This is a genomic window from Seleniivibrio woodruffii (assembly GCF_004339245.1).
GTDB classification, from domain to species: Bacteria; Chrysiogenota; Deferribacteres; order Deferribacterales; family Geovibrionaceae; genus Seleniivibrio; species Seleniivibrio woodruffii.
Map to the genome: position 1 here is coordinate 15,001 of NZ_SMGG01000005.1, position 16,734 is coordinate 31,734.

General features: G+C 48.8%; 16 protein-coding genes. 11 read left to right on the top strand and 5 right to left on the bottom strand.

Annotated elements, in window-relative coordinates:
- Positions 1–54 precede the first annotated feature (54 nt).
- The 7 genes from C8D98_RS09705 to C8D98_RS09735 all read left to right on the top strand — a co-directional run bounded on the left by C8D98_RS09705 (position 55) and on the right by C8D98_RS09735 (position 7,966).
- Complete coding sequence (locus C8D98_RS09705; RefSeq protein WP_132873957.1) at positions 55–732, top strand: class I SAM-dependent methyltransferase; 678 nt, start codon at positions 55–57, stop codon at positions 730–732.
- Positions 729–1,493, top strand: coding sequence for a dioxygenase family protein (locus C8D98_RS09710; RefSeq protein ID WP_132873958.1), 765 nt, complete (start codon positions 729–731; stop codon positions 1,491–1,493). Before C8D98_RS09705 ends, C8D98_RS09710 begins: the two co-directional genes overlap by 4 nt.
- Before the next feature lie 126 nt (positions 1,494–1,619).
- Positions 1,620–2,186, top strand: coding sequence for an AmmeMemoRadiSam system protein A (gene amrA, locus C8D98_RS09715; protein WP_132873959.1), 567 nt, complete (start codon positions 1,620–1,622; stop codon positions 2,184–2,186).
- A 1-nt stretch (position 2,187) separates the two neighbouring features.
- Complete coding sequence (locus C8D98_RS09720; RefSeq protein WP_132873960.1) at positions 2,188–3,876, top strand: 2-oxoacid:acceptor oxidoreductase subunit alpha; 1,689 nt, start codon at positions 2,188–2,190, stop codon at positions 3,874–3,876.
- Positions 3,873–4,694 (top strand): thiamine pyrophosphate-dependent enzyme, encoded by an 822-nt coding sequence (locus C8D98_RS09725; RefSeq protein ID WP_132873961.1) that lies wholly within the window; start codon positions 3,873–3,875, stop codon positions 4,692–4,694. The genes C8D98_RS09720 and C8D98_RS09725 overlap by 4 nt, the downstream gene beginning before the upstream one ends.
- 452 nt (positions 4,695–5,146) lie before the next feature.
- The gene (locus C8D98_RS09730) at positions 5,147–6,208 is read left to right on the top strand and encodes a cytochrome-c peroxidase (RefSeq protein ID WP_132873962.1); all 1,062 of its coding nucleotides are present in this window, start codon (positions 5,147–5,149) and stop codon (positions 6,206–6,208) included.
- 138 nt (positions 6,209–6,346) lie between these two features.
- Entirely contained in the window at positions 6,347–7,966 is a 1,620-nt protein-coding gene (locus C8D98_RS09735; RefSeq protein ID WP_132873963.1) for a methyl-accepting chemotaxis protein, read from the top strand.
- Here C8D98_RS09735 and C8D98_RS09740 read toward each other — a convergent pair.
- On the bottom strand, positions 7,963–8,907 hold the full coding sequence (locus tag C8D98_RS09740) for a 2-hydroxyacid dehydrogenase (protein ID WP_132873964.1): 945 nt from the start codon (positions 8,905–8,907) through the stop codon (positions 7,963–7,965). The two genes, C8D98_RS09735 and C8D98_RS09740, sit on opposite strands and share 4 nt — an antisense overlap.
- 114 nt (positions 8,908–9,021) lie before the next feature.
- Between C8D98_RS09740 and gatC the strand changes: the two genes are divergently transcribed.
- The 4 genes from gatC (at position 9,022) to mce (ending at position 12,772) form a co-directional block, all read left to right on the top strand.
- A complete protein-coding gene (gene gatC / locus C8D98_RS09745) occupies positions 9,022–9,351 on the top strand; it encodes an Asp-tRNA(Asn)/Glu-tRNA(Gln) amidotransferase subunit GatC (RefSeq protein WP_132873965.1) in 330 nt (109 codons plus the stop codon).
- An 11-nt stretch (positions 9,352–9,362) separates the two neighbouring features.
- Positions 9,363–10,814, top strand: coding sequence for an Asp-tRNA(Asn)/Glu-tRNA(Gln) amidotransferase subunit GatA (gatA, locus tag C8D98_RS09750; protein ID WP_132873966.1), 1,452 nt, complete (start codon positions 9,363–9,365; stop codon positions 10,812–10,814).
- Positions 10,815–10,910: 96 nt separating this feature from the next.
- Positions 10,911–12,344 (top strand): Asp-tRNA(Asn)/Glu-tRNA(Gln) amidotransferase subunit GatB, encoded by a 1,434-nt coding sequence (gene gatB, locus C8D98_RS09755; protein WP_338156635.1) that lies wholly within the window; start codon positions 10,911–10,913, stop codon positions 12,342–12,344.
- 11 nt (positions 12,345–12,355) lie between these two features.
- Positions 12,356–12,772, top strand: coding sequence for a methylmalonyl-CoA epimerase (mce, locus tag C8D98_RS09760; RefSeq protein ID WP_132873968.1), 417 nt, complete (start codon positions 12,356–12,358; stop codon positions 12,770–12,772).
- A 577-nt stretch (positions 12,773–13,349) separates the two neighbouring features.
- Here mce and C8D98_RS09765 read toward each other — a convergent pair.
- From C8D98_RS09765 to C8D98_RS09780, 4 genes are all read right to left on the bottom strand, one after another.
- Positions 13,350–14,495, bottom strand: a complete 1,146-nt coding sequence (locus C8D98_RS09765) for an OmpA family protein (protein ID WP_132873969.1) — start codon at positions 14,493–14,495, stop codon at positions 13,350–13,352.
- 122 nt (positions 14,496–14,617) lie between these two features.
- Complete coding sequence (locus tag C8D98_RS09770) at positions 14,618–14,890, bottom strand: RNA-binding S4 domain-containing protein (protein WP_132873970.1); 273 nt, start codon at positions 14,888–14,890, stop codon at positions 14,618–14,620.
- Positions 14,880–15,821, bottom strand: a complete 942-nt coding sequence (locus C8D98_RS09775) for a peptidylprolyl isomerase (RefSeq protein WP_132873971.1) — start codon at positions 15,819–15,821, stop codon at positions 14,880–14,882. Before C8D98_RS09775 ends, C8D98_RS09770 begins: the two co-directional genes overlap by 11 nt.
- The gene (locus C8D98_RS09780) at positions 15,754–16,728 is read right to left on the bottom strand and encodes a peptidylprolyl isomerase (protein WP_132873972.1); all 975 of its coding nucleotides are present in this window, start codon (positions 16,726–16,728) and stop codon (positions 15,754–15,756) included. Before C8D98_RS09780 ends, C8D98_RS09775 begins: the two co-directional genes overlap by 68 nt.
- Positions 16,729–16,734: the final 6 nt, after the last annotated feature.

Genomic DNA, 16,734 nt, shown 5'->3' on the forward strand with positions numbered 1-16,734 from the left:
CGAAATCAACGGATCGGCTCGTTAACCTATTCAGAACTTATTGAGGTCAGAAAGATGGATTTCTACAGAATGCTCTCGGCAGCCTATGATGAAATTTTCCCCTACTCTCCCGACACAGCCTCAATGGTAAAGAGCTTCGCCCCCCACGGAGGGAATATTCTTGATGTGGGCAGCGCAACCGGACAATACGTCAAAAGGTATCTCCGGTGCGGTTACAGCGCTTTCGGTCTGGAATATGTGCCGGGACTTGTGCATTTCCACGAGTATACTGCCGTGGGCGACATGACCAGCCTGCCTTTTCAGCCTGTTTTCGATGTAATCGCCTGCACAGGCAACACCCTCGCCCATTGCAAAAACTACACCCACGCCGAAAGCATCCTCGGCGGATTCCACGACACCCTAAAACCCGGCGGAGCGGCTGTCATTCAGATTCTTAATTACTATAAAATTCTGATGCACAAACCTTCGCAGCTTCCGGAAATCAAGACCAAACACTATATTTTCAAAAGACACTACGAATACGTCAAAAACCATATAACCTTTAAAGGCACGCTGAAGAACGGAAGGGACACGAAAACATCATCCGTGACCCTGTATCCCCTCACCCCCAGAGAGGTTCTGGACGGTGCCCTGGCCGCAGGATTCAGCTATATTGAGTTCTTCGGCGACTTCAAGGGCAAAGGATTTGACATCGAAGAGGATTTTATGCTGGTGGCGGTACTTAAAAAATGAAAACACCCGTACTTTTCGTGGGACACGGCTCCCCAATGAACATAACGCTGGATAACGAATTTACCGGAAGTCTGAAAGAGTTGGGAAAAACACTGCCGAAACCCAAGGCCATAGGGATTTTCTCAGCCCACTGGCAGACGCAGGGAATAAAAGTGCACTGTGCCGACCGTGCCAAACAGATATACGACTTTTTCGGCTTTCCCGATGAGCTTTATCAGGTGACCTATAATCCTGCAGGAGCATCGGCCTACGGAAAAAAGGCTGCGGAACTGCTGGGCGGAAAATGCGACAGCTCATGGGGCAACGACCATGCCGCATGGAGCGTTCTGATGCATATGTACCCTGAAGCGGACATTCCGGTTTTCTATATAAGCTCCGACATGGCGGCGGAATATCAGACACTTCTGGAAACCTCCGCAAAGCTGAAACCTCTGCGTGAGGATGGGGTTCTGTTCATCGGCAGCGGAAACATAGTCCACAACCTGCGCAATGCTGATTTTTACAACATGGACGCAAAACCTCTGCCCAGAGCAACGGAGTTTGACACCGCCATCAAAGGCGCAATAATGTCGGGACTGTCGTCAAGAATATGCGACATTGCCCAATACGGCGAATGTGCAAAATTTGCAGTGCCCACCAGAGACCACTACATACCCTTTATAATGGCATGCGGACTGCGGGACAAGAACGACAGGGTCAGCTTCCCTTGTGAAATTTTCCAGAACGCCAGTATTTCAATGCGCTCGGTAATGTTCTCCTGATTTACCATTTCTTAGCGTTGACAAAGGCGGTTCTTGCCGTTTTAATTTGTGTATAAGGCAGAGGGGTCTGCCGGAATCCTGAAAAGCCCGTACCTTACCCACTAATTATTTATTTTGCGGTGTTTTATGAGTTCAAAACTGAGCAGGGAAGCGAAAATGTTTCTGCTGAAAGCGGCACGAAACAGTATTAAAAGCAGATTATTCGACACTTTGCCGGACATAGGGAAAATCCCCGCCGAGCTGAACTTTAAAAGCGGGTGTTTTGTGACACTCCATCTGCGCAAACGTCTGTGGGGGTGCATAGGCAACTTCCGTGAAGACATAAATATCGTCGACAACGTCATGGACATGGCCTGTCAGGCGGCGTTTTCCGATCCGCGCTTCGGCCCCGTCTCCCGTGATGAGTTCATGATGTGCGACGTTGAGATATCGGTGCTCTCCCCGATGTTGCCTGCAAATGCAGAAGAGATAACCGTGGGCAGGGACGGACTTTATATCATAAGGGGAGCAAACGGCGGCGTGCTTCTGCCGCAGGTGGCAAAGGAGCACTACTGGGACAGAGAAACCTTCCTTGAGCAGACCTGCGTAAAAGCCGGACTGCCGAAGGATGCCTATAAAGACAAAGAGACAGCTATATTCAGGTTTGAGGCCACCGTTTTCGGCGAAGACGACCTCTACCGATCAGAGGAATGATATGGAAAAAACTTTTGTATGGAAAGTGGGCGGCCCCGCCGGTTTCGGCATAACCACGCTAGGGCCTGTTTTCGCAAAGATCCTTAAGGACTGCGGCTACTTCATTCACGGATATCTGGAATATCCCTCACTCATCAGAGGCGGATACAACAGCTATCAGATGGTGTTCGGAAGAACCCCCGTAACAGCTCCGAAAAAGCGTATCGACCTGTACATCGCTCTGGACGATGTCTGCTTTGAGCGGGAAACTTTTGATGACGACACCATCGTAATAGGCGATTTCGACAACCTGAAAAAGGCTGACGGCATAAAGGGCATCAAGTGCAACGTGCCCCTTAAAAAGATTGTGGAAGACCTGAACGGAAAAGATATCATGCGAAACACTGCGGCACTGGGTGCCTCTGTTGCGGCGCTGGGTCTGCCCCGTGAGGTTATGACGGAAATTGTTGCGGCAAGCTACCCCGGCAAGATATCCAAACCCAACGTCGATGCGGCTCAGGCGGGCTTTGATGCCTGCTCATGCAAAATCCAGCTTGAAACTGCAAAGAACGGAGCCTGCAAAAGCATGGCGGTTATGACGGGAAACGAGGCCGTATGCATCGGAGCGATCCGTGCGGGGGTGTCATTTTTCAGCACCTACCCCATGACGCCAGCATCATCCATCCTGCATTATCTGGCAAAGGAAGCCCGCAACTATCATATAACCGTTAAGCACGCAGAGGACGAGATAGCCGGTATCCTTATGGCCATAGGCGCATCCCATGCGGGCGCAAGAGCCATGACAGGAACATCCGGCGGCGGTTTCGCCCTGATGAACGAAGGCTTCGGTCTGGCGGCCATAACCGAGATTCCCCTCGTTGTCGCACTCTCCCAGAGACCCGGCCCCGCAACGGGCATGCCCACATGGACAGAGCAGGCCGACCTGCAGTATGCGCTCCATGCATCACAGGGCGAATTCGTAAGAGCTATCTATTCGCCCGCCGACCTTGAAGAGGCATACAAATTTACAGTGGACGCTTTCAACCTTGCAGATAAATATCAGATACCCGTCATAGTACTTCTGGACAAATTCCTGTCCGAATCCCACTTCATGACGGACAAAATGTCCTCCGACTACGGAACCATGGACAGAGGGCTTATCTTTAAAGGCAATCCCGAAAAACCCAACGAGCATTTCAAAAGATATGAGGAGACTGAGAACGGCGTTCCCACCAGAAGCATCCCCGGCACACCCGGCGGACTCTTTGTGGCTGGCAGCAACGAACACGACAAGTTCGGATTCGTAACGGATGCCGCCGACAACAGGGTATACCAGACCGACAGACGCTTCAGAAAGGAGCCGTTCATTGCGGCTGAGATGCCCCATCCATATCTGATAGGCAAAGAGGATGCGAAACTGACCTTCGTCTGCTTCGGTTCCATGAAGCAGATACTGCTTGAAGCAATGAAGCATGACGACAGGTTCAACTTCATCTATTTCCCCTCCGTGCATCCGCTCAACTGGGAAAAGATAAAGCCGCTGTTCGCAGGCAGAAACCTTGTTGCCTTCGAAAACAACAGAACCGCACAGCTTCGTGCGCTCATAGCCGAAAACACGGGAATATACATTCAGAAGACCTGTCTTAAATATGACGGTCGCCCCTTCTTCACCGAAGAAGTGCTCGAATACGTAGGGGAGGCGCTTAAATGAAACCTGTAGAATACAACACCGGAAAAGTCCCCAACTGGTGCCCCGGATGCGGAAACTTCGCCATCTGGAACAGCATTAAAAAGGCACTCTCAACCCTTGAGATAGAACCCCATAAGCTCGCTCTGGTTTCTGGCATAGGATGCTCCGGAAAAATGGTCAACTATGTCCGAAGCTACGCCCTGCAAACACTGCACGGCAGAACAATGCCCGTAGCAACGGGAATAAAGCTGGCCAACCCCGAAATGACAGTTCTGGTTAACGGCGGCGACGGCGACGGATACGGAATGGGTCTGGGACACCTCATCCATGCCATCAGACGCAACATAAACGTCACATACATAGTCCACCACAACAAGGTATACGGCCTCACCACAGGACAGGCCGCACCCACGTCTCCAGAAGGAACTGTCACCAAATCCACCCCCTTCGGAGTTGTGGACGCAACGCTTAACCCGCTGATCCTTGCCATGGCCGCAGGGGCTACCTTTGTTGCCAGAGGCTATTCCGGCGAATCGGAGCACCTCACCGACCTCATCATGCAGGGAATAAACCATAAAGGCTTTGCCCTCATAGACGTTTTCCAGCCCTGCGTGACCTTCGGCGGCGAATATAAGTATGAATACTACGACGCCAGAGTGACCAGGATGGACAAAATACCCTCCCACGACGAGGCGATAGCCCTCGCCACGGATCAGGAGAAACTCTCCATCGGAATCTACTCTCAATACGAGCGTGCACCATATGAGGACAGGCACCCAGAAATAAGCAAACATACCGAACTGAAGGATATTTCCTCTCTGGTTCAGTCCTTCGTATAACAGATTTCTCTCAGGCTCCTCTTTTAAAGGGGAGCCTTTTTTTTCGTGAAAAACAAAATGAGACTCTTCGCAATGCTCAGAGTGACAACCAGCCGTTTTGGCATGGACACCTGTCATTCTGAACGAAGTGAAGAATCTCTAACACCGAAACTCATCGTAAAGCTCCGTATGACGAAAACCAACGATATTCTGCAAACCATTATCAGCAAACAAATACCGACACACTGCATCCATAATTCAACACTTATCAAAGCATATAAACTTATCTATCAACAACTTCACTGATAAAAAAAAATTTCTGCACGTTTATTTCAGTGCATCAGAACTTTAAATTCGGAGAATTATAAACCGTATTAAACGATAATATTTTTCGTCTTGACATCTCTGCTTGAAAGTGGAAATATTACTCAACGATAATTTTTATTATTCGTTAGAAAATAAAGAGGTGGATCATGAAAGTATTACACAAGAGTAAATGGGCTGATTTACTCGCAGTCGCTTCATTTTTCGCTCTGTTTCTGACATTCGGAACAGCAAGCGCAGACGCCCTTCAGAAAGAGGCACAGTCTCTTTTCAAACCCATTCCTGCAAAGGCTCCCGCCATTAAAGGCAACCCCGCAACACCCGAAAAGGTTGAGCTGGGCAAAATGCTCTTTTTTGAGCCCAGAATCTCAAAAAGCGGATTCATAAGCTGCAACTCCTGCCACAACGTAGGTATGGGCGGTGTTGACTATCAACCCACTTCAACCGGCCACGGCTGGAAACAGGGTCCCAGAAACGCCCCCACAGTTCTGAACTCTGTGTTCAACGTTGCCCAGTTCTGGGACGGCAGAGCAAAAGACCTTGCAGAGCAGGCTAAAGGCCCCGTTCAGGCAGGTGTTGAAATGAACAACACACCCGCAAACGTGGTAATTACTCTGAAAAGCATGCCCGAATACGTTGACCTGTTCAAAAAATCCTTCCCCGGCGAGAAAGACCCCGTTACTTTCGACAACATGGCTAAAGCCATCGAAGTTTTCGAAGCAACGCTCATCACTCCCGATTCAAAATTTGACCAGTACCTGAAAGGCAACACAAAAGCACTTACCAAAGTTGAATCCGAAGGTCTCAAACTCTTTATCGACAACGGTTGTGCGGGATGCCACTCAGGCGTTAACGTAGGCGGCGACGACTACTACACAATGGGCGTTGTTGAAAGACCCGCCGACAGCATCATGAAAGGCGACAAAGGCCGCTTTGCAGTGACAAACGCAAAAGCTGACGAGTTCTCTTTCAAATCTCCCACACTGAGAAACATAGAGCTGACAGGCCCCTATTTCCACTCAGGCTCGGTTTACAGCCTGAAAGAGGCCATCTCCATAATGAACGTGGCACAGCTCGGTTCCAAACTTTCCACAACTGACATTGAGAAGGTTGAAGCGTTCCTGAAAACTCTGACCGGAAAACAGCCCAAGGTTGTTTACCCGATCCTCCCCGCTCCCACTGACCTTACGCTGAAACCCGCTCTCGACTGATAACAAGCCTCCTTTCAAAGGGTGCACTAAAAAAAGTGCACCCTTATGTTCAAATTCACACCATCTTTTGTCAAAAACTTATAAAAATATGATAATATCTATCTGAATATTATTTTACTCCTCTGGAGCTTTAACAAAATGAACATCAGAACAAAACTTCTCGCCGCAGTCACCGCAGTCAATATCATCATTATTTCAATCTACGTTATCTACGCATCGGACATCAAAAGGGATGCGGTTTACAGCAGAATAGACGGAATACTCATCTCCTCTGCGTATTCTGTCACCCCGTTTCTGAGGGAATGGCATGAAAAAACGGCCAAGACGCCGCCCACAGAGGCAGAATATGCCGAGCTTATGGAAACTCTCTCTGAACCTGTTAAAGGTACGGGGGTGGAATATCTCTACGCTGTTATAGAAAAGGACGGAAAACTCTTTTTCACAGCCGATGCCGCAACGCCGGAAGAATATGCAAGCAAGGATTTCAGCGCATACATGAGCGCATATGAGGACGCAAGCCCCAAGGTTGCGGAAGCCATTAAAACCGGAAAACCTCAGTATGACGAATTTACCGATGACTGGGGCACATTCCGCTCAGTCTTTCTGCCTCTGGGCAGCATAGGCGGGTATCAGACTGTAATATGTGTGGACTACTCCCTTGCGGAAATAAAGAGCGAAGTCAACTCCGCCATTCTCGGAGCACTCTGGAGGGGCGGGCTGCTTTTTCTGATATCGACAGCCGCTCTGGTTCTGCTTCTGAATCCCATAATAAAAAATGCACGGTCGATAATAAGCCGTCTGGAGAGCATGTCGTCAGAAGGGCTTGACCTGCGCTCGAAAGTTGACATCAACTCAGGGGACGAGTTCGGAAAAATAGCGAACCATTTCAATAACTTTATAGACACCACCCGTGCCGCACTCTCGGACATCATGAGCCAGGTGGAGGTTATAACAGGTTCCGGCAGGAGACTTAAAACCAGTGTTCAGGAGATATACGGCGGGATAAGCTCGCAGGGGCAGGAGATAGAGATGCTGATGCAGTCGCTGAACGAGATGAACCTCAGCATAACCCAGATAGCCGAAAGCGCAGTGGAGACATCGCAGAAATCCACCGACACGCTTAACATAACCTCCGACAGCAGAAAATCCGTCGACACAACAGTGGCGCAGATCGAGCAGATAGCCGCAAGCGTTGAGCAGAACAAAAAATTCATAGAGAATCTTCAGCAGTCCGCAGAGGCAATCGGCTCAATCAGCAGCGTTATAAACGATATCGCCGACCAGACCAACCTGCTGGCGCTGAACGCCGCAATTGAGGCCGCAAGAGCCGGAGAACACGGCAGAGGTTTCGCAGTGGTGGCGGACGAGGTGCGGAAGCTGGCGGAAAAGACCCAAAGCTCAACCAAAGAGATAGACAGCATGATAGCCGCTCTTCAGGGCGAGATGCAGGGCATAGTTGAGAACTTTACCGAAACGACAAGAAAGTCTGAGAAAGGCAAAGATATAGCCGTTGTTATCGGCGCTAGCATAAGCAGGATAAACGAACATACGAACGTCACATCGGATATGATAGGCAGGATAGCCTCGGCCGCCGAAGAGCAGGCCGCAACCAGCGAGGAAATAACCTGCAAAGTTGGTAACATAAACGAGATAGCGCATAAGAATACTGATGATCTGGAAGAGATAAACAGCTCCGCCGCAGAACTTAACAGCGTTGTGACGGAGCTGAAAAAAGCAGTTTCCGTGTTCAGAATTTAAAGGGCGTTGTTAGGCGTTTTGCCTGCAAAAACAGAGAGAACGCTATCGCAGCAGAGTGCACCCATTGCCGCTCTGGTGTCTGTTGTGCCGCTGCCGATGTGGGGAGCGAGCACCACGTTGTCCAGAGCGAAAAGACGCTCCTCGATGACGGGCTCGAACTCGTAAACATCCAGTCCGGCGGCAAATATCAGCTTCTGCTCCAGAGCATCCGCCAGATCGGACTCCTTAACTATCTCCCCTCTGCCGATGTTCACCAGAACCGAGGTGGGCTTCATCTGTTTAAAGGCATCCATTGTGAATTTATGCTTTGTGCCTTCATTTGCGGGGGCTGTTATGATTATGAAGTCGGATTTTCTCAGCAGTTTTTCAAAGTCCACGAATGAGGCGTTCATAGCCATTTCCGCAGAGTATTTCTTAGAACGTGAGTGATAGAGTATCTTCATGTTGAATCCGGCGGCCATTCTGGCAACAGCCTGCCCGATGCGTCCGAAACCGAATATGCCTATGGTCTTTCCGTAGAAATCAACCCCCAGCATCATGTCGGATTTCCAGCCCCTGAACTTTCTGTCACGGGTGAATTTGTCCGATTCCACTATGCGCCTTCCGGCGGCCATCATCAGCGAAAAGCCAAGCTCCGCAGTGGCCTGAGTGAGCACGTCCGGTGTGTTGCAGACGGTTATTCCCAGTTCTTTTGCCGCCGCAACGTCTATGTTGTTATAGCCAACCGCATAGTTCGCCACAACCTTCAGGTTCGGGCATCCTTTCATAAAATCGGCGGTGATTTTGTCGCTGAGCATTGAAATGACAGCGTCCGCATCCTTCGCCCTTTCGGCAAGCTCTGCGGGTGTCAGCGGATCATCGGTGTTGTTGTAGTCAACTTCATGCCCCTCAAGATGTTTCAGCACATCATAGGGCAGTTTTGCGGTCACAAGAATCTTCATTCTCTCCCCCGTTTCAATTTTTCGAAAAGTCATATCGCATGAAATTAATTAATCGGCATCTTACTCCAATTTTGTAAACAATCAAACTTGAAAAATATCTGAAAGAAAGTCATAATGTCATTTCTCATTAAAACCATAGAGGTATGCAAAGTGTCCCAAACCGTTTCAAAACAGGATGTACTGCACATCGCAACCCTCGCCAGACTGAAGTTTGACGACGAGCAGGCCGAACGATTCACAAATGACCTTAACAACATTTTAGGCTATATCGAAAAGCTGAACGAACTTAATACCGACAACATAGAACCCACTTCCCACGCACTTGACGTTTTCACCGTCACCCGTGAGGACAAAGCCGCACCCTCACTCTCGAACGAAGACGCAGTGAGAAACGCTCCCAAATCTGAAAACGGCATGTTCCGCGTGCCCAAAGTAATAGAATAAGAGGCGCACACATGCTGGGATATACATTAAAACAACTCTCCGAAGCTCTTCAGAAAAAAGAGTTTTCCTCGGCGGAACTTACTCAGTTCTATCTGGACAGAATACAGAAATATGACGGCGAAATAGCCGCTTACAACTTTGTTAACGAAAACGTGCTGACGCAGGCAAAAGCTGTGGACGAAAGACGTGCGAAGGGCGAAGCTCTGCCCGCTTACGCAGGTATCCCCATGGCTCTGAAAGACCTTATCATTCAGAAGGATATGCCCGCAACATGCAGCTCAAGGATCCTGGAAGGCTTCGTTCCCCCTTTTCAGGGAACGGCTGCACAGCTTCTTGAGGACGCAGGGTTCCTCTGCCTCGGCAAACTGAGCATGGACGAGTTCGCAATGGGCTCATCCAACGAAACAGCCTACTACAAAAAGACAAAAAACCCATGGGATACCACCCGTGTTCCCGGCGGTTCATCAGGCGGCTCTGCGGCGGCTGTTGCGGCAGGGCTTACAACTTTCGCTCTGGGCAGTGACACAGGCGGCTCAATCCGTCAGCCCGCTTCCCTCTGCGGCATCACCGGAATGAAACCCACCTACGGAAGGGTTTCACGCTTCGGACTCATCGCATTTGCATCATCACTTGACCAGATAGGCCCCATGACGGCAACCATTCAGGACAACGCCGCCGTGCTCTCTGTCATCGGCAAATATGACAAAAAGGATTCAACCAGCCTCGACGTTGCGCAGGAGGACTACACCAAATACCTCACAGGCGACGTTAAAGGCATGAAAATAGGCGTTCCCAGAGAATACTTTGCGGAAGGTATCACCGCCGAGGTGCGTGAGTGCGTTAACAACGCAATCAAAGCATACGAGGCAATGGGATGCGAGATAGTGGACATCAGCATGCCCCACACGGAATATGCTGTGGCCACCTACTACATCATCGCAACAGCGGAAGCATCAAGCAACCTCGGACGCTACGACGGAATCCGCTTCGGATACCGTGCGGAAGCGGACAGCCTTAAAGACATGTTCTATGAGACCCGCTCCCAGGGCTTCGGAGACGAGGTTAAACGCCGCATCATGCTCGGAACCTACGTTCTCAGTGCAGGCTACTACGATGCATACTATATAAAGGCACAGAAGGTCAGAACCCTTATCAAACAGGACTTTGTGGACGCATTTGAAAAGGTTGACGCCATAATCTGCCCAACGTCCCCCACAACCGCTTTCAAAGCAGGCGAAAAGATGAGCGATCCTCTCCAGATGTACCTCAGCGACATCAACACCATTTCGCTGAACCTCTACGGCGGCTGCGGCCTCTCAATGCCTTGCGGATTCGGAAGCGACGGAATGCCCATCGGCGTTCAGCTTCTGGGCAAATATTTTGACGAGGGCAGACTCTATAACCTCGCATATGCATTCGAACAGCAGGCAAAACTGCCCGTTATGCCCGAAAAACTGAAATAAAAAGAATGTAAATCCCCCTCAGTCCCCCTTTGCCAAAGGGGGAATAAAGCTCCCTCCTTTTTCAAAGGAGGGTTGGGGTGGATTTAAATTATAAGGATAAAGAAAATGAGCTATGAACCCGTAATAGGACTTGAAGTACACGTGCAGATGGCTACCGACAGCAAAATATTCTGCACCTGTTCAAATAAATTCGGCTCAGAGCCGAACACCAACGTTTGCCCTGTCTGCCTCGGAATGCCCGGCGTTCTGCCCGTTCTGAACGAAAAGGTTGTGGAATACACCGTCAAGGCAGGCCTTGCGCTTAACTGCCAGATACGCACAAAAAGCGTATTCGCCAGAAAGAACTATTTTTATCCAGACCTGCCCAAGGCATATCAGATATCCCAGTATGAACTGCCAATCTGCGAGCATGGCTACATCGACATAGAGCTTGAAGACGGCACACAGAAACGCATCGGCATAACCCGTATCCACATCGAAGAGGATGCCGGCAAGCTGAACCACGAGGACGGATACAGCCTTGTTGACCTGAACCGCACGGGAACCCCCCTTATGGAGATTGTTTCCGAGCCCGACCTGCGCAGTGCGGAAGAGGCAAAGGCATATCTTACAAAACTTAAAACCATCCTTGAATACGTTGAAGTTTCCGACTGCAACATGGAAGAAGGCTCAATGAGATGCGATGCCAACGTATCCATCCGCCCCGACTCTAACGCACCCTTCGGAACAAGAGCGGAAATCAAGAACGTAAACTCTTTCAGAAACGTTGAAAGAGCCATAAAGCATGAGCAGAAGCGTCAGGAGAAGGTTCTCTCCGAGGGCGGCAAGGTAGTACAGGAAACACGCCTTTTCAACGCCGACACGGGCACCACAGCCTCCATGAGGGGCAAAGAGGATGCCCACGACTACCGCTATTTTCCCGACCCAGACCTTGTGCCCATCGTCCTTGAGGACAAGTTCATAAACGACCTGAAAGAGTGGATGCCGGAACTTCCTGACGCAAAACGTGCACGCTTCATCAGCGAATACGGCCTGCCCGGCATTGATGCGGATTTTCTTGTGTCCGTAAAGGCATATGCCGAGTATTTCGAACAGGCGGTAAAGGCTCACAACAACCCCAAAGGCGTCTGCAACTGGGTAATGGGCGAGCTGATGCGCAGACTGAACGACAAACAATGCACCATCTTCGAGGCGGGAATAACTCCCGAACACCTTGCAGAAGTGGTCAAACTGATAGATGAAGGCAAGATAAGCGGAAACATCGCAAAACAGGTTTTCGACGAATCCGCCGAAACAGGTAAAAAGCCTTCCGCAATCGTTGAAGAGAAGGGACTGGTTCAGAACAGCAACGAGGACGAACTGGAAAACATAGTCCGTCAGGTGCTTGAGGCCAACCCCGCAGAAACGGAAAGATTCAAAAACGGCGAAGCAAAACTTCAGGGCTTCTTCATGGGGCAGATAATGAAAGCCTCAAAAGGCAAAGCAAACCCCGGAATTGTTGCGCCGATACTTAAGAAATTAACCAGCTAGAGGTGATTTGCATGCTTGAGAAGATCGACCACATCGGTATAGCCGTCAGAAATCTTGAAGAGGCCACTAAGTTTTACGAGTCCATGGGCGCAAAACCTTACCACTACGAAGAGGTTGAAAGCCAGAAAGTTAAGGTTGCGTTTGTGAAGGTCGGCGAGAGCAATATTGAGCTTCTTGAGCCCACAAGCCCCGAAAGCCCCATCGCAAAATATCTTGAGAAGAAGGGCGAGGGTATACACCACATCGCATACAGCGTTGCGAATGTGTCTGCCGCACTTCAGAAACTGAAAGACGACGGCGCATCACTCATAAATCAGGAGCCGATGGACGGCGCACACGGCAAAAAGGTTGCCTTTGTGCACCCGAAAAGCGTGAACGGTGTCCTCACCGAACTCTGCATGGACGGCGACTGCGGCTGTCACCACTAAAATATCAGTCCGGGCGGGGCTTTTGCTCCGCCTTTTCTTTTTAAACACATCTAATGTTATGAGACTGCTTCGTCACTCCATCCCTCGCAGTGACGCTAATCTGCACGCAAAAACGGATGACGTTTCCAGTCATTCTGAACGCAGTGAAGAATCTCTGCCTTTTAATGAGACTCTTCACTTCATTCAGAGTGACCATAAATGTTATTATTGTCATTCTGAGCCCGAAGGGTGAAGAATCTCTCCTTCAGCTGAGACTCTTCGGCTTAAGCCTCAGAGTGACTAAAATAACGTCACTGCGAACGGAATGAAGCAGTAGTACATGATGCGAATGCTGTATCTGTGCGTGGAAGACTGCCACGTCATTACATTCCTCGCAGTGACGGGAATTTGTATTCCATCTTGGCTTTTAGATGCAAGCAGGACAAGGAAGGTTATCAATTTTGAAGGGGAGTGTACACATAAGTACATGACCCGAAAAATTGATAAACTGACGCTGTAATGCGCCGTATATAAGAGCCAATAAAAAAAGGCGGGGTTATTTAACCCCGCCTCTCTATAGTCTTCTGACTGATATAACTTACTTAACTACAGCTTCTACTCTGCGGTTTTTCAGCTTGTTCTCTGCTGTGTCGTTAGGAACGATAGGCTGAGATTCGCCGTAACCAACGCCTGTAAGTCTGTCTGCAGCAACACCGTTTTTAACGAGTTCTTTAACAACTGAATCTGCTCTTTTCTGAGACAGGTTTTTGTTGTAAACATCGTTGCCGTCGCTGTCAGTGTGACCCTGGATCTCTACTTTGATAGAGGGGTTAGCGTTCAGGAAAGCTGCAAATTCTGTGATGTCTTTGTCATAACCGTCAGCAATGATGTTGCTGTTGGTTTTGAAGTTTACGTGAAGTGTTACAGCGATGAAGCAGCCTTCAGCGTTAACTTTAAGACCTGCTTTTGTTCCGGGGCATTTGTCGAGGTAGTCGAAAACGCCGTCGCCGTCAGAGTCAAGGGGGCATCCTGCGATGTCAACGGGTGCGCCGGCGGGAGTTGCGGGGCACTGGTCTTTTTCATCGATAACGCCGTCTTTGTCGCTGTCAACGGGAGCAACAACAACTGCTGCGGGAGCGGGAGCCGCTTCAACTTTTGCAGGAGCAGCGGGTGCTTCTTCTTTAACGGGTTCTGCTGCTTTGGGAGCGGGAGCCGCTACGGATGCAGGAGCGGGCGCTGCCTTAACTGCGGGTGCGGGTTTGCCGAAAGCAATTGTCAGAGCCGCAGAGGGGATGATGTCGTTGAAGCTGTCTGTCATCAGTATATCTTTGACACGAAGGTCAAGACCGAAAGTTTTGTTAAAAGGAACTTTAACACCGACTCCGCCGGCGATTGCCGCACGAGCTTCGTCATAGAACTGTCCGCTTACACCAAGGAGAACATAGGGGCGGAAAAGGCCGTCAGTGTTGAAGTGGTAGAGACCGTTAAGAGCAACAGTGGAAGCGTTCATATCTTCGCCGTTGTCCTTATCCGTTGTTGTGAAGCCGAATTCACCCTCAAGTGCGCAGGTGTTGCTGAAAAATCTGCCCAGTCTGATCGCACCTTCAACGCTGTTGTCAGCATCGAAGTCGTTATCGAAAATGTGATAGCCTAAGGCGGGAGCAACATACATTTCGCCTTTATCATATGCAAAGGCGGTTGACACACATGAGAGTGCCAAAATGGAAACAAGCAATTTTTTCATCTCTGAATTCCTCCTGTATTGCTGGAAAAAAACATTATCACATAAAATAAAATACTAAAACACTCATTTCATGTAGTTATGTTATTTTTCACGTATAAACAAGTCAGCCGATCAGGAATACATCAGAAAACATCTTCTTTTGCCTTATACTCCAGAAGCTTAATGTATTTATCGACATCCTGTTTAGCCACACTCCCCTTTTCGGGAAGTGCACATATTTCTATTCTTTTATACATGTTCCACGAATCAATTTCAAGGATATCTCCGATCTTAAGCTGAGCCGAGGGTTTCGCAACCCGTCCGTTCAGCTTTACAAACCCTTCATCCGCCATCTCATTAGCTACCGTACGACGCTTAATGAGCATCATAACTTTCAGGAATTTATCAAGCCGCATATTTCCTCTGAATGAAGATGCCCTCTTTTTTATCCTGAAGCCACTGCTGAAAAGTTTCCGTGGCTTTTTTATCTTTAATGGCTCTCATTATGTTCTCTTTCTTGTCTGAACCGACCTCGGTCTTCTCTTTATAACTCTCAACATAGAAGACCCTGTAGCCGTCAACGTCTTCCAGAGGCTTTGTTACACCCTGTTTCATACCGACGATAAGTTCTCTGATCTTTTCGTCCAGAAATCCGAGTTCAACCCAGCCCAGATAGCCGCCGTCGGAAGCCAGTTTGTCCTCTGAATACTTTTTGGCAGTGTCTGCAAAGTTTTTGGCAGTGTTGAAATCTTTCAGAGCTTCGTCCAGTTTTTCCTTTGTGGAGACTTTCATCATACGCAGTTCGTAGGTATCGGAAAGGTCGAGGTTTTTTTCGTTCTGCGTAACGAATTTTTTAAAGTCGTCGTCTGTAACAACCACTTTCGCACGGAAGACCGAAGACATGAGTCTGGCTGAGAGGATATCAATCTTAATTTTCCATTTATACTGTTCATAGGTCTGGTGCTGTGCGGCCAGAAGTTCGTCCAGCATCTTTCTTGTTATGTTGTTTCTCTGCATGATGTCCTGAATGGCGGCTTCGGCCTCTGTGTCGGAAACACGGAAACCCTCCGTCTCGGCAGCAATTTCAATGACATAGTTATCTATAAGATTTTCCATGTTCTCACGGTAATATTCTTTTATCTGCGCCTGACGCTCTTCGCCCTGAAACTTTTCATAAATGAGCTTAAGCCTCTGAGGGTTCAGGGTTTCTATGTCGTACTGTGTTATGACCCTGTCACCGACAACAGCAAACACACGGTTAACAATCTCTGCATGTGCGCTATTTAGAGTCAGAATCCCCAGAAGAGCTGTCAGCATAAACAATTTTAGATTTCTGATATAAGCCATCGATATAGTCCTTTATTTTATTTTCCTCTTTTATCTCATAAAGCTCTTCTTTCAGCTGAGCCTTATAATAGTCATATGAGCTGACCTTGTCCTTAACGTCTATCAGCTTGAAAATATGGTACCCAAACTCGGATTTCAGCACACCGCTGACCTCGCCCTTTTTCAGTTTCAGAGCTTCCGAGAAGATGTCCGGATAGGTTGAAATGTCTATATATCCCAGATCGCCGCCCTGTTCGCCCTCGGGAGCTATGGAATATTTCTGCGCCACCTCTTCAAAGCTGATGCCCTTGTTCATCATTACAAGAGCCTCTTTTGCCTTCTTTTCGTCTGCGGTGACAATATGATATATATGAGCAAGCGTCACATCCGAAAGTTCACTTTTTCTCTTTTCATAATACGCTTTGATCTCTTTGTCGGAAACCTCTGTACGGCCTGTCTTTTTGTTCAGAAACTCCGTAACAAGCACACGCTGGCGCAGAATATCCTCTATCTTACTGAAATCAAGGTCATACTGCTTCTGCATCTCGGCTATGGTCTGTTCGCCCTGCTCATTTTTAAAGGCTTCCAGCATTGTGTTCAGTTTCTTTTCGTCGATCTTCGCCCCTTCCTTTTTCGCTGCCTGAAGCAGGAGTCTGTGGCGGACAAAGTCTTTCTTCAGATACTCCATGACAGCTCTGTTGTCTCTGTTCTCAGGATCCATCATGGCATAGGAATAGGATATGAAATCTCTGAAGTCACCGTTGGTCAGTTTTTCGCCGTTGATGGTGACAAAGGTTTCGGCGAGTGATGCGTCGTCGGCTCTGGATGACTGCTCTTCGGCCTGCGGCTCCTGTTTCTCCTTCTTTCCGCAGGAGAGAATCATAAAACAGGAAAAGAGCAGTACAGCGGCTATAAAAATTCTTTTCATATTCAC